Annotated in this window: 13 protein-coding genes; 2 read left to right on the forward strand and 11 right to left on the reverse strand. The window is 64.1% G+C overall.

Features of this window, described 5'->3' with window-relative positions; genetic code table 11:
- The first annotated feature begins 52 nt into the window (after positions 1–52).
- Together X773_RS0137980 and X773_RS55540 are read left to right on the forward strand one after the other, a co-directional pair.
- Positions 53–526, forward strand: a complete 474-nt coding sequence (locus X773_RS0137980; protein ID WP_245274710.1) for an EF-hand domain-containing protein — start codon at positions 53–55, stop codon at positions 524–526.
- Positions 527–681: 155 nt separating this feature from the next.
- On the forward strand, positions 682–1,011 hold the full coding sequence (locus tag X773_RS55540; RefSeq protein WP_023677033.1) for a hypothetical protein: 330 nt from the start codon (positions 682–684) through the stop codon (positions 1,009–1,011).
- Between the two features lie 26 nt (positions 1,012–1,037).
- On the opposite strand, the gene X773_RS55545 is transcribed toward X773_RS55540, so the two are convergent.
- The 11 genes from X773_RS55545 to X773_RS55595 form a co-directional block, all read right to left on the reverse strand.
- Complete coding sequence (locus X773_RS55545; RefSeq protein ID WP_023677034.1) at positions 1,038–1,871, reverse strand: SMP-30/gluconolactonase/LRE family protein; 834 nt, start codon at positions 1,869–1,871, stop codon at positions 1,038–1,040.
- A 13-nt stretch (positions 1,872–1,884) separates the two neighbouring features.
- Positions 1,885–3,660, reverse strand: coding sequence for a CoA-transferase (locus X773_RS55550; protein WP_023677035.1), 1,776 nt, complete (start codon positions 3,658–3,660; stop codon positions 1,885–1,887).
- A complete protein-coding gene (locus X773_RS55555; RefSeq protein ID WP_023677036.1) occupies positions 3,657–4,442 on the reverse strand; it encodes an enoyl-CoA hydratase/isomerase family protein in 786 nt (261 codons plus the stop codon). Before X773_RS55555 ends, X773_RS55550 begins: the two co-directional genes overlap by 4 nt.
- 2 nt (positions 4,443–4,444) lie before the next feature.
- A complete protein-coding gene (locus X773_RS55560; RefSeq protein WP_023677037.1) occupies positions 4,445–5,650 on the reverse strand; it encodes a CaiB/BaiF CoA-transferase family protein in 1,206 nt (401 codons plus the stop codon).
- 18 nt (positions 5,651–5,668) lie between these two features.
- Positions 5,669–6,454, reverse strand: coding sequence for an SDR family NAD(P)-dependent oxidoreductase (locus tag X773_RS55565; RefSeq protein WP_023677038.1), 786 nt, complete (start codon positions 6,452–6,454; stop codon positions 5,669–5,671).
- 1 nt (position 6,455) lies between these two features.
- Positions 6,456–7,451: an ABC transporter permease gene (locus X773_RS55570; RefSeq protein ID WP_023677039.1), complete on the reverse strand. Its 996-nt coding sequence runs from the start codon at positions 7,449–7,451 to the stop codon at positions 6,456–6,458.
- Between the two features lie 30 nt (positions 7,452–7,481).
- The gene (locus X773_RS55575) at positions 7,482–9,014 is read right to left on the reverse strand and encodes a sugar ABC transporter ATP-binding protein (protein ID WP_023677040.1); all 1,533 of its coding nucleotides are present in this window, start codon (positions 9,012–9,014) and stop codon (positions 7,482–7,484) included.
- Complete coding sequence (locus X773_RS55580; protein ID WP_023677041.1) at positions 9,004–9,987, reverse strand: ABC transporter permease; 984 nt, start codon at positions 9,985–9,987, stop codon at positions 9,004–9,006. The genes X773_RS55575 and X773_RS55580 overlap by 11 nt, the downstream gene beginning before the upstream one ends.
- Positions 9,988–10,126: 139 nt before the next feature.
- Entirely contained in the window at positions 10,127–11,158 is a 1,032-nt protein-coding gene (locus X773_RS55585; protein ID WP_023677042.1) for a sugar ABC transporter substrate-binding protein, read from the reverse strand.
- A gap of 23 nt (positions 11,159–11,181) precedes the next feature.
- Positions 11,182–12,033, reverse strand: a complete 852-nt coding sequence (locus X773_RS55590; RefSeq protein WP_023677043.1) for an IclR family transcriptional regulator — start codon at positions 12,031–12,033, stop codon at positions 11,182–11,184.
- Entirely contained in the window at positions 12,033–13,175 is a 1,143-nt protein-coding gene (locus tag X773_RS55595) for an extracellular solute-binding protein (protein WP_031211844.1), read from the reverse strand. The genes X773_RS55590 and X773_RS55595 overlap by 1 nt, the downstream gene beginning before the upstream one ends.
- Positions 13,176–13,769: the final 594 nt, after the last annotated feature.

Raw genomic sequence — 13,769 nt, forward strand, 5'->3', positions numbered from 1 at the left:
GAATACGATGACGCTCGCAAGCAAAACCACTGCAATTGCCGCGGCGCTGGCCATGTTGGCCGCGCCGGCATTCGGCCAGACGAGCCCACCTGCGCCCGCCGCGCCGGCACCGGATCGTGGCGCCGAACCGTCGCCCGGAATGAGCGGGCAGAGCCAGGATGCCATGCGCGAAATGATGCGCCAGATGATGACCGAGATGCTGGAGGAGAGAATGCAGGAAGATCGCGCGCCCCGGGCAGAACGGCGAGGTCCCGACCGCTGGCATCGCGGCTGCAGGATGGGCCCGCCTGACCGAGGTTGGGAGATGGGAGGCCGCGGTGGCATTGCACCCGGGATGCATGGCGCGAGGATGCGCATGATGTTCGCCATAGTAGATGCGGATGGCGATGGCGCGGTTTCTCAAAGCGAAGTCCAGGATTTCGTCGGGCGAATATTCAACGCCGTCGATGAGGACGGTGACGGCAGCGTCGACATGAAGGAAATCCGGTCCTTCTTCCACGGAGGCGGCGCCGAGGATCAGGAGTAAGTCTCCTGCCGGTCGGCAGGAGGCCTGTCTGGGGCAGCGCCCCCTATAACGACCGGGGAGGGCGAAAACCGTCGCTTGCAGATGCATTCCCTGGCTGGCCTTGCCAAGCCGAATGCCGGGTCGGAACGGTTCAAGACAGCAGGAATTCAATGGCTATGACAGAGAAACCCCCGACCATCGCTCGTATCTGGCGCGGCAGAACCGTGCCTGAAAAGGCGGATGCCTATGAGAGTTACAATTACGAGGCCGGCATCAAGCCGCTGATCGAGAAGGCACTTGGCGTTCAGACCTTTCGCGAGGACACGCCGACCCATTCGGAATTCATGACGATCTCCTATTGGGAAAACGTCGAGGCGATGGCGGCGTTCACCGGCGGCGATCCGACGAAAATCCACCATCTCGAGCGGGACGAAGAGTTCCTGATCGAGTTGCCTTCGCGGGTGCAGGTGTTGCGCATCCGATCGAGTCACGGGCGGCTGGGATAGGGCAGCGCCGCCCGGTTCGGCCCGATCTAAGAAATCGCCGTCAAGTCGATTTCGGTGATGTGCCAGCGGCCGAGATTTGCGGTGTAGAGCTTGTCGCCCTTGAAGGCGATGTTGGTGGGGTGGGCGAGCGTGGTTGCCGCCGGATCCTCGATCAGCACCTCGAGCCCGCTATCCTTTCGCCAACGATAGATGCGGCTCGGCTCGTAGCATGAGATGAACAGCGACCCGTCCGGCGCCAAGGCGACGCCATCGGGAACGTTGCTCACGCCGTCCACGACGAGCTGGCGAGGTCCTGCCGTGCCGTCGGCACGGATCGGCACATAGCTGAGGCAGGCCGCATGGCTTTCCACGACGTAAAGCCCATCGCCACCCGGCGCCATCGCCATGCCGTTGGCGAAGGCCATGGTCTCGCTGCACCACAGGCCGCCTTCGCCGGTCTTCAAATCGTAGCGAAAGATGCCGGAGCGGTTGTCTTCGCCTACGCTGTCCGACACGTAGAGCCAGCCGCGTGTTTCGTCGACGATCGGATAGTTCGGCACGCGGATGCCGGCCGAGGCGAAGCGCTGCATACCAGCCGTCGCGGCATCCCAGCGAAAGATCGCCGAATGTCTCAAATCGCATGCAAAACAGTTTCCCGCGCTATCGAAGGCGATGCCGAGCAGAAAGCCCTCCGTACCGCCCATGCGTTCGACCGAGCCGCCATCGGCGGCGAGGCGCAGCAGGTCGCCGGTTTCGGTGCCGCACCAGATCGAGCCGTCGCGATGGATGGCCACGCCTTCCGGATGGGCGACGCGCGGGCTGGTGAAGATGCCATCGAAGAAGACCCTCGCGGCCGACATTTCGAGCAACGGCTTTGCCATGCGCCGCCCCTCTTCAATCCGGTGCAGTATGCGACCGCCGTGCGGCGATGCAGCGCTCGACCATCCGCCGGTCGGTGGCCAGGATTTCGGCGATCAGGGCGCTGCGCTCCCTGGCGCTGACGAATTCGAGGCGGCGCAGACCGAGCGGGTCGATGCGGTTTCGCAGGATGTCGAGCGTCTCGTTCGAGGGTAGCGCAACTTCGCGGCAATCGGCATCGAATGTCAGGGCAAAGCCGGTGGCATCCTGGAGCTGCTGGCGCGTCACGCACGGCATGGTCTCGATGACGGCCAATTGCCGGCTCTCCCCGTCGAGCCGAAACACGCAAAGGTCGGTGAACACCAATGCCGCGCCGGTCCGATAGCCCATCGGCTCGCGTTCGGCCTCAGTCAACAGGCCGCGCGCCGAGCTGGCAATCTCGACCGTCTCGACCAGCGACTGCACGGAATGGCGGGGGACGTAGAGCAGATAATCGCGATGCATGTTGGCGACGTCGGCCATGCCGCCTTGCCCGGGCAGCCGGATAAGGCTGCCGTCACGCTTGCGCAGCGCAATGGTGTTGACGCGCCCACGGCGGTCGACCTGCGCGGCACCGACGATCTCATGCGTCACCGCGCCGGCCTGGTAGTAGGTCGAATAGGTGTCGTCGCCGCCGGCATGCGCCACCGCCGTCTCGCAATCGAGGCTTTCGATCAGCGACAGGATCATCGGGCTCGGTGCTATGTCGAGATGGCCGCAACTCATGGTGGCGATGATCATGTCCGGCGCGTGCGTCGCTTTGGCCAGCCGGTAGGCGACATTGGCGAGCGGCGACACCGCGCCGGCACTGGCAAAGCTCTCATTGTCGAGCTCAGCGGCGATGCGGGCGGCGATGATCTCGTCGATGGACGCCTCCTTGTTGCCGTGCACGAGCCTGGGCATTGCGAGGACTGTTTCAGCGCGGACTTTTGCAGCGTCTTGAACCCGCTCCGGCACGCCTTCCGAAGGCATGCTCAGGCTGTCCGACAAAGGTATTTCCTTGGCCGCGAACGCCCCCGCCAACGCTTGATAATCCGTCACATAGAATGGCAGGCAGGAGGCGGGATAGGCGCCGCCTGGTGCCAGCGCGATCGCCGACACCTGGTTGCGGGTCAAAATGCTCTGCCGACCATCATGCCGCAGCGCTCCGACCGGGACGATCTCCTCGACCGTCACCAGCACCTCGCGCGCCGCGCCGGCCATGGCGAAATCCAGCGCCCGTGGTCCGATGATCTGGACATTGCCGCTCTCGTCGGCACGCTGGGCATGGACGACGAACGTATCGAGCCGCAAGGCCGGGATGATCCCGGTCGTGATTCCCGCGATCGGATCGGGCGCGGCGATCGCACCCGGCACGCGCGCCAGCATGTCCGAACCCTCCGGAAGCTGAAACGGCATCGACGGCAGGTTCTGCTGCCCCGCCCGCAGCGCCTGGATCATGGCCAGCGCCGTCCAGTCGCGGACCGGCACGGCATTGGTCTCGGCAGCCGCGCGGAAGCGCGGCGGCAAGCCAAAAATATCGAGGCTGGAAAAGCAGATATCGACCTCCGCCACGGCATTCGCTTCGAGAAGCAGTTCGAGCGGCAGGCCGCCGGCCCAGCAGACATAGCGAAGATCCTTGACGCCCAAGCGGGCGATGGCGCGCAACAAGGCGATCGGCAGCCGGGCAAAATGATGGCCACCGACACCGAAGACGTCGCCGCCGCCGACCATCGCGGCCAGGCCCTCGACATCGGTGAAGCGCGGCCGGTTTTGCTTGACCAGGGACGTCATTTCGCAGCCTTCGGCCGCGTCGCGCTCTTTTCAGCAAATTCCTTGACGCGCCGCTGGCCGGTCTCGCTGCGGTACAGGCCACCCAGGACATCGCGCTCCATGGCAAGGCCGTCGGCCAGATCGCCCGACACGGCATGCGCGGTCAGCGCTTTCAGCCCTTCGATCGCTGCGGCCGGTTCGGCGGCGATCATCTCGGCGAGTTCCAGCACCCGCCGCATCAGCCTTTCGGCATCGACGATCTCGTTGACCAGACCGGCGCCGACGAACTCGGAAGCCGGCACGATGGCGCCGGTCATCAGCAGAAAATTGGCGCGGTTGCGGCCGAGCTTCTGGACGCTGCGCTGGGTGCCGCCGCCGCCGGGGACCAGCCCGAGCTTGATCTCGGGCAGGCCGAGCTTCGCGAACTGGTTGGCAATGACGATGTCGCAGCACAGCACCAGCTCCATGCCGCCGCCGAGCGCAAAACCATTGACCGCGGCGATGACCGGCTTGCGGTTCTGCTCGATGGCCGCATACATGCGCGTGCCCGCCGCCTGGAAGGCGTCGAACTCGATAGCTGTCTGGGCGGCGTATTCCTTGATGTCGGCGCCGGCCATGAAGCCGCGCCCCTCACCGGTCACCACGATCGCGCCGACGCCGTCATCCTGCGACAACGCCTCGAAAACCTCGGTGATCTCGCTCTGCATCAGCCGGTTCATGGCATTGAGCTGATCGGCGCGCCGGAAGGTGACGACCGCGACGCGGCCGGACATTTCCAGAGTGAGTGTCCGGTAAACGCTCATCGTCAGGCAGCGTCCACGGTCATGTCGCCGGACGCCTCCAGCGCGGCGATCTCGTCGCTGTGGAGGCCGAACTCGGCCAGTATCTCGCGGCCATGCTGGCCGACCAGCGGTGCCGGCCGCTCTATGGTAGCCGGCGTCTCGCTCATCTTGACCGCCGGCGCGACCACCCTGACCTTGCCGCCGCGCGGATGATCGTAGCTGGTGATCATGCCCAGGTGCTTGACCTGCGGGTCCTCGGCTGCGCGCCTTATGTCTTTCACCTCGGCACACCAGATGTCGGCTGCCAGCAGCCGCGCCAGCAGGTCCTGCGTGGCAAACTTCCTGGTTTCGGCGTTGACCTTGTCGAACACCTCGTCGCGCCTGTCGAACAGCGTCTTCAGATCGTCGTAGACAGCAAGCTGCGGCGCCTCCAGCACTTCATACAGCGTCTTGAACGGGCTCATGGCGATCGACACATAGCCGCCGTCCTTCGCTTCATAGACACCGAACGGCGCCTGCATGCCGGGGTGGCCGATGCCGGAATTCGGGCGCACGAAATCCTCGCCGAGATTGAGCACGGCGACATATTCCTGATTGAGATGCGCCAGCATGCCGGCGAGCAGATTGACCTCGATCTTCTGGCCCTTGCCGGTCTTCTCGCGATAGTAGAGCGCCGACAGGATGCCGTAGACCATGTTCATGGCGCCGATCTGGTCGGCCAGGCCGGCACCGGCCGGAACAGGAGCCTGATCGCCGCGGCCGGTGTTGGAGATCAGCCCGGACAATCCCTGGATCAGCATGTCCTGGCCGGGGCGCTCGACATAGGGGCCTTCCTCGCCATAGCCGGAGCCCGACCAGTAGATGATGCCGGGATTGACTGCCTTGAAGTCCTCGTAGCCATAGCCGAGCCTGGCGAGCACGCCGGGGCGGAAATTCTGCACCACCACATCCGCCTTCTTGGCCATGTCCATGATGATGGCATGCACCTTGCGACTTTTCAGGTTGAGCGCGATGGAGCGCTTGTTGCGGTTCCAGGCGAGGAAATTCGGGCTTTCGGAGCCGCCGACCCATTTGGCGAAGAAGGTCATGCCGCGGAACATGTCGCCGGCGCCGGCACGCTCGATCTTGATGATGTCGGCGCCCATGTCGCCGAGCAGCTGCGTGGCGAACGGCCCTTGCAGCAGATGGCTGAAATCGAGAATGCGGACGCCTTCGAGGGCTTTGTTCATTTCATGTCTCGTTGGTTGTCAAAGCAGGTCGGGTACGTAGCGGGGTGCTGCGGTGAGGCCGCCGTCGACGCGCAGGTCGGTACCGGTGGTGAAGCCGGCGGCGTCGGAGGCCAGATAGACGGCGGCTTCGGCCACCTCGGACGGTTTGCCGATGCGGCCGAGCGGATGCATCTTGACCCAGGCCTTGGCGAGATTGCCGCCGATCTCCTTGACCAATTTGTCGTTCATCGGCGTGTTGATGGTGCCGGGCGAGATCGAGTTGACGCGGATGTTGAGCGGGCCGAACTCGACCGCCATCTGGCGCGTCATCGCCATCACCGCACCCTTGGCGCCGGCATAGGCGGTCCAGCCGTCGAGCCCGATATGACCTTGCGCCGAGGCCATGTTGATGATCGAGCCGGATTTCTGCGCGATCATGTGCGGCAGCGCATATTTGCAGCCGCGGAACACGCTGGTGAGGTTGACCGCGATCAGCCGGTGCCACTGCTCGTCGCTCATTTCGTGAACCGGCATGCCGCCGATGGCGATGGCGGCATTGTTGACGAGAATATCGAGATGGCCGGTCTTGCCGACGGCTGCGTCGATCAGGGCGGCGATGTCGGCCTCCTCCGCCACGTCGCAATGGATGTAGTCGGCGCGGTGGCCGGCGGCGCGCAGCTCGGCTGCGAATTTTTCACCCTTCTCGTCGGCGATGTCGCCGAGGAAGACGTGCGCGCCTTCCCTTGCCATCGCCTCGCTGATCGCGTGGCCGATGCCGTCGGCGGCGCCGGTGACGATTGCGGTTTTCCCTTTGAGACGATCCATATCAGCCTCCAATGGCGCGCCGGCGCTTTGCTTCGTCGAAGGCGACGGCGGCAATGATGATCATGCCGGTGATGACCAGTTGCCACTCGGTCGGCAGGCCGAGGCCGCGCAGCCCGTTGGACAGGAACTGCAGGATCAGCACGCCGAGCGCCATGCCGGTCAGGCTGCCTATCCCGCCGGCAAGGCTCACCCCGCCGAGCACGGTGGCGGCAACGACCTGGAACTCGAAATTCAGCCCGGCCGTATGCTGCGCCGAACCGACGCGGGCTGCCAGGATGATGCCGGCTACCGTCGCCAGCAGCGCGCTGATGATGAAGCAGGTGAACTTGACGCGGCGCACGTCGTAACCCGCCAGCCGTGCCACTTCCGGATTGCCGCCGACGGCATAGATCTGCCGCCCGAACGGCCGGTGCTGCATCACGTAGGCGAAGACGGCGAGCAGGACGATGGCGATGACAGCCGAATAGGGAACGACGTTGAACAGGCGGCCGTCCGACAGCGCGATGAAGCTGTCGAGCGCGGCATCGTCTGGAATAGCGCGCTGGCCGGTATAGAGATAAACGCCGCCGCGCATGATGAACATCGTGCCCAGGGTCACGATCAGCGAGTTGATGCCGGCATAGGCCGTCAGATAGCCATTCACGACGCCGATGATCAGCCCGAACAGCAGCGCGCCACTGATGCCGAGCACAAGCGAGTTGGTGTCGTTCATGATGATGATCAGCGGCAGCGCGATCGTCGCCAGCAGCGAGCCGATCGAGATGTCGACCTCGCCTGATATGAAGACGATGGCGCAGCCGATGCCGGCTGTCAGCGCCAGCGAAGCCTGACCGAGCACATTGGTGATGTTGCGCACGGAGAAGAAATTCTCGGCGGTGAAGGAAAAGAACGCGATCACCAGGATGAGGCAGAGGAGCAATGCCAATTCCTGCCGCGCGACGAGCCGCGCCAGCATGGACGGCCCAGCTTTCATGGTGTCGGTGCTTGCCAGGCTCATCGCTTGGTCCCTTTGCGAAGCGTCATCGTCTTAGCCGATTGCCGCATTGAGGATGTTCTCCTGCGTGGCCTCGTCGCGAGGCATGATCGCGGTGAGGCGGCCTTCGCACATCACCGCGATGCGGTCGGCAAGCCCCAGCAGCTCGGGCATTTCGGACGTCATCATGACGACCGCCAGGCCCTCGCCGGCGAGCCGGTCGATGAGCGCAAAAATCTCCGACTTGGCGCCGACGTCGATGCCGCGGGTCGGCTCGTCGACGACGATCACCTTGAGACCGCGCATCAGCCAGCGCGAGATCAGCACTTTCTGCTGATTGCCGCCGGACAGATTCTTGACCTGCTGGAACAGGCTGGGCGTCCGGATGCGGAAACGGTCGACATAGTCCTGCACCGCCTTGCGTTCGCTGACCTTGTCGACGAAGCCCATTCTGGCGAAGGCGCCGAGTGAGGCGAGGCTGGCATTCTGGTAGACCGGCAACTCGCCCATCAGCCCCTCGCTCTTGCGGTCCTCGGTGAGCAGGCCGATGCCGAGCCGGACGCCGGTGTGCGTTTCGTGCGGCAGCAGCCGGCAGCCATCGACCGAAATGGCGCCGGAAGTGATCGGGTCGTAGCCGACGATGGCCTTGGCGAGCTCGGTCCGGCCGGCCCCCATCAGGCCGAAGAAGCCGAGGACCTCGCCGGCATGCGCCTCGAACGACACATCCTTCAGCTTCTTGGCGGTGCTGAGCCCCTCAACGGAAAGCGCGACCTTGCTGCCCGGCGCGCCACGCTTGCGAGGGAACAGGTTTTCGATGCGCCGGCCGATCATGTCCTGGATCAGCGTGTCGTTGGTATGTTGGCCGATCGGCCTGGTCGAGACGTGGCGGCCGTCGCGCAGCACGGTCACGGTGTCGGCGATCTCGAAGACCTCGTCGAGCTTGTGGCTGACATAGAGCACCGCGATGCCCAGCGCGGCCAGCCGGCGGATGACGGTGAACAGCAGCGAGACCTCGTTCGGCGTCAGCGAGGAGGTCGGCTCGTCCATCACCACGACGCGGGCCTCATGGGCGAGTGCGCGGGCGATCTCGACCATCTGCTGCTGGCTGACCGGCAGCGATCCCGTGCGCGCCGCCGGGTCGACATTGAAGCCGATACGCTTGAACAGAGCGGCCGCATCGGCACGGATCTTCTTCCAGTCGATCGAGCCGCCTTTGCCGGTCGGATAGCCTTCGAGGAAGATGTTTTCGGCGACGCTGAATTCGGCGATCAGCGCGATCTCCTGGAACACCACCTTGATGCCCTCTTTCAGGCTATCGCGCGGCGACTTGATGTCGGCCTCGCGGCCGCGCAGGCTGATGGTGCCGGCATCCTTGCCGTAGACCCCGGCCATGATCTTGATCAGCGTCGACTTGCCGGCGCCGTTCTCGCCCATCAGGGCATGGATCTTGCCGGGTTCCAAGGTCAGATCGACATTGTCCAGCGCCACCACGCCGGGAAAACGCTTGCCGATACCGCGCATCTCCAGCGCCGGCACGCTTTTGTCGACAGCCACGGTTTCGCCGGGGTGAAGGAAATCAACCGACATTGGCTCTGTTCCGCACGATGTCGAGATAGGTCGCCAGGATGATGACGATTCCAGGCACCACCATCTGCAGATCCTGGTTCCAGCCGAGGATGATGATGCCGTTGTCGATGACCTTCAGCACGAGCACTCCAAGCAACGTGCCGAGCAGCGAACCGCGGCCGCCAAGCAGGCTGGTGCCGCCGAGGATGACGGCGGCAATCACCGTCAGCTCGAAGCCGCGGCCGGCGGTCGGCTGGCCGGCATTCATCAGCGACGACAGGATCATGCCGGCGACGCCGACGCACAGGCCGGTGACGACGAAGGCGAACAGCTTCAGCCGTTGCGAGCGCACGCCGGAGAGGCGGACCGCTCGCTCATTGGCGCCGACAGCGTAGAGATAACGGCCGAGCGTGGTGAAGCGCAGCGTTGCCGCGGCCAGCGCGAAAATCAGCGCGGCAACGACCACGGGCAGCGGGATCGCGCCGAGATAGCCGGCGCCGAGAACGGTGAAGCTTGCAAGCCGGTGGTGGTTCTGCACCGCCTCGCGGGTGAACAGATAGACGCCGCCCTGCAGCATCATCATGGTGCCGATCGTGGCGATCAGCGAGTTCACCTTGAGCCTGGTGACGACCAGCCCGTTGAACAGCCCGACGGCACCGGCAAAGGCGAGCGCCGCCAGCAGGCCGAGCGTCAGGCTGTGCGTTGAATTGAGCACGGCCATGCCGATGCAGCCGACAAAAGCCAGCGATGCACCGACCGACAGGTCGACTTCCGCGGTGATGATCAGCATCGTCATGCCGGAGGCGACGATCAGCACCAGCGCGCATTGGCGCAGGATGGCGATGATGTTGGCCTCGGAATAGAATTGCGGCGCGGCAATCGAGATGGCCATGCAGAGCACGGCCAGGATCACGCCGAGCACCAGCTGGCTGCTGCCCAGCAGCTGGCCGCCAATGAAACGCCTTGGCGCGGAGGATTGCGTAAGCTCGCTCATGTCCATTTCATTTCCGGGCCCGTATCGGTGCCGTCGCCGTCTGGAACTGCCGGCCAAAACAGGACGGTTGCCCTGTTTTGCCGTCGGCATATCCGATCCGCCACCCTTCCCGCCGTGCGGGAAGGGCTACCCGGAATCCTTACTTCTTCAGATCGGCGGAAGTTTTCATGCATTTTTCCGGTGGCTGAAGCGCATTGACGGCATCCCATTTGATTTTGCGTGTGGTGCCATCGTAGTCGTAGAACTTCTTCCAGTCGTCACCGTTCATCGGCGCGGTGGGGCTGACGATGTGTTCCGGCACCTCTTCGCCGTTGAAGAGCTTAACCGCTGCATCGATGGCGGTGTAGCCTTCCTTTTCCGGGAACATCGCGGCTTCGATGCGATAGGACGGCTCGTTCTGCATTGCATTGATGAAGGCGAGGCCTTCGCCGCCGGTGCCGACCGTCAACAGGCCGTCCTGCGACTTGCCGGCCGCTTTCCAGGCCTGAAGGCCGCCGAGCGAGGAGGAATCGTTGATGCCGTAGATGATGTTGATGTCGGCGTTCTTGGCAAGTGCCGCCGAAGAGACCTCGAGCGCGCGATCGGGATTGCCGCCACCGTCGAGGTCGTGGACCATGACCGCGTCGGGGATGATGGTCTTCAGGCCATCCATGAAACCCTGCGACCGCAGCACCGTGGCGGACAGCAGCGGCAAGCCGACATTCATCACCTTGGCTTTGCCTTCGAGCTTTTCCTTGGCGTATTTGCCGGCTTCGACGCCGGCGGTGTAGCCGGTGTCGTAGTCGCAGATCGCGACCATTGTGGTCATGCCCTTGACCGGATTGCCTTCGAGCACGACTGGAACGTTGTTGGATTTCGCCTGGCGCAGCAGCGGCACGACGCCTTCCTCGTTGACGGGCGTGATGATCAGGACGTCGACGCCCTTGGCCATGAAATCTTCGGCGGCGGAGACCTCCTTGGCAACGTCCAGATTGGCGTCCTGCACCTCGAGCTCGATACCAAGTTCCTTGGCGCGGGACTGCATGCCCTTGATGACGTTCTGATACCACTCATGCGTGGCGTAGTTGGTGACGTAGCCGATGCGCTTCGGCATGTTTTCGGCGTGTGCCGCGGCGGCGCTCAGAGCAAGCACCGCCGCCGAGGCAAACAGCATCGATTTGGACCAGTTCATGTTTCTTCTCCCTGTATTTCTTGTCAGTTGCTGAACGGATAGTCCCGCCGTTCCGGGTCGGCACGTGAAGAGGCGGCAGCTTCGCCCGCGCCCAGCGCCGCCGATATCGTCTCGGCCGCCGCCTTCGTCCGCTCGAAGACGGTGCTGCGATCGAAGCGGGCGGCCTTTTGCGGCAGGAAGGGGACGGTGAGCGCGGCAATGACGGCGCCGGTATGGTCGCGCACCGGCATCGAGATGTTGGTGCAGCCCTCGACAGCCAGCGAGGCGCGCATTTCATAGCCGAGCCTTGCGACCTCGTTCAGCCGCGCTTCGATTTCCGTCCGGCTGCCTTGGCCTTCGCCTGCGGCGACGATCCGTTCGACGATGCGGTCGCGCTCGGCGCGGCTCGAATGCGCCAGCAGCACCGCGCCGGAGCTCGTTTCGAGTATCGGGAAATGCGAGCCAAGGGCAACCGAATAACGCATCGGCAAAGGCGAATCGATCTGCAGCACGACCAGTGCGCTCTCGCCTTCGCGCACGACGAGATGGCAGCTCTGGTCGGCATTGGCGGCCAGGCCGCGCATCACCGGCAGCGCACATTCGACCAGGCGGTTTACCGGCGGATGCATATGCGCCAGCTCGAACAGCTTCAGCGACAGGCGGAAGCGGTCCGATTGCGTCCGGAAAATGTAGCCGCGCTTCTCCAGCAACAGCAGGATGCGGTAGATCTCGTGAATGGAGCGCCCCATTCCGGTGGCGATCTCGGTTTGGGTCAGCGGCTCGCCGCTGGCAGCCATGAATTCCAGTATGTCGAGCGCCTTCTCCACCGCCGGCACCCGATAGCCGTTGCGGCCGCTTTCGCCTTCGTCGACGATCTGGGCAATATCGGCGGCCATTACGCGACGCTCCGTTGCGGCTGGCCATGCCTGGTCTCGCGATAGAGCCGGTTCAGCCGATCCGCGAGCTCGGCCGCCTGCAATTCGCCGGCGATCGCCGCCGCGGCATGAGGGGCGCATTGGCGGAAGAAGCTGATGAAGCCCGGATGGGTCGGGCGCAGATAGGAGGCTTCGATCGTCGCCAGAGTCGAGGCGAAGAAGCCGCCCGAGAGCGCGTTGACCTCGGTATCCTGCCACGCCGCCAGCGACCCCGGCTGTCCGCCGGATTTCACATAGTCGCCGCGCTGATAGCCGGGCGAGCACAGAAATAGCGCGTAATCGATGGCTGCCTGCTTGTGTTTCGATTGGGCGCTGACGCCGATGCCGGCGCCGCCGAGCAAGGCGCCGGCGGATCGCGGCGTCGGCACGTCGGCGAAGCGCAGATACGGCCTGTCTGCCTTAGAGGCGTAGTTCACATAGCCGAAGGCGAACGGCACGTAGACCACGTCGTCATGCGCGATCATCTGATCGTAGCAACGGATCGGGTTCCATTTCGGCGAGTTCGGGTGCGACAGCGCCGCAAGCTGGCGCAACTGCCCGACGGCCTGCTCGATTTTTTCCCCGCCGATGAACTCGTCGCCGTCTTCCCGGGGCTCACCCAGCGTCAAAAGCAGGCACATGGCGTCAGTCGGCACCAACGGCAGCCCAAGCCATTTGCCGTCCTTCAAGGCGCGCCGGCCGAGCTCCAGCACCTCGTCATGGCTGCGCGGCAGCGGCCCGTAGCGCTCCAGCAGATCGGGGCGATATGAGGCAACCTGACAGGCAGCATCGATCGGCAACGCCCATTGGCGCCCGTCCCTTGCGTAGGATTGCCAGGACGCGCCGACCGAATCCCGTTCGAAGCCGCGGCGCTGCTCGGCCGACAAATCGAACGGCACCATCAGCCCGCCTTCGGCAATATCGCCGATGAACGGATGGTCGAACACGACAAGATCATAGGCGCCGAGCACCGGACCAAGCGCGCCCTCGCCGAACTCGTAGAGGCTGCGGCGGTCCCATTCGATCTCAAGACCGGGATTGGCGGCACAATACGGCCCGATGCTGGCGTCGAGCGGACCCCAGCAGCGTCGGTGATCCCACGCGAGGCCGCGCAGTCTTGTCATGCCGAAATTCCTCCCAGAGGCGGCCATGCGCCGGCCCAGCCGATTAGTAGCAACTATTTTCACCTAGACAAGTAGTTTTTACATACGCAAAGCCAGTCCTCGCTTCTGTTTGGCGAGAAAGCCGCCCAACCATCCTTGGTGCGCATCGCGTTGCCGCCGGCCTGCAACCAAAGGCTGCGATGGATCTGGCTTTTTGGGAACTTTCGCGACGAACATTCGTTCGGTTGGCGCAGCCATCTGGAGCAGCATCACTGGGCAGCGTCACTGGATTCAGCGCCGAGTCGCGGGGAGCGGACTAAATGGACAACGGTGGGCGCGGCCATGAACCGGTTTACCGCCTTGGCATTCGCCACGTTTCTGGCGATAACTTCGATCTGGGTCCTGTCGCTGGTTTCTTAAGATTTGGCTCTGGTTGCTTGGGATTTGCCGCTGGTTTTTAGGATTTGGAGGGGTTCTCGACAGGTCGACCGCTTAACGATGACGTCCGCCGCATGTGGTTCTGCCAGCCGGAGCCGCGTGCGTGAAGAAACTGTCGCCAGGAGCACACCGGCGCGCACATTCGGGGTTGGCAGCCACGCTGCCTGCAACGTTCCA

Source organism: Mesorhizobium sp. LSJC280B00, from assembly GCF_000502835.1.
In the GTDB taxonomy this organism is placed as follows: Bacteria; Pseudomonadota; Alphaproteobacteria; order Rhizobiales; family Rhizobiaceae; genus Mesorhizobium.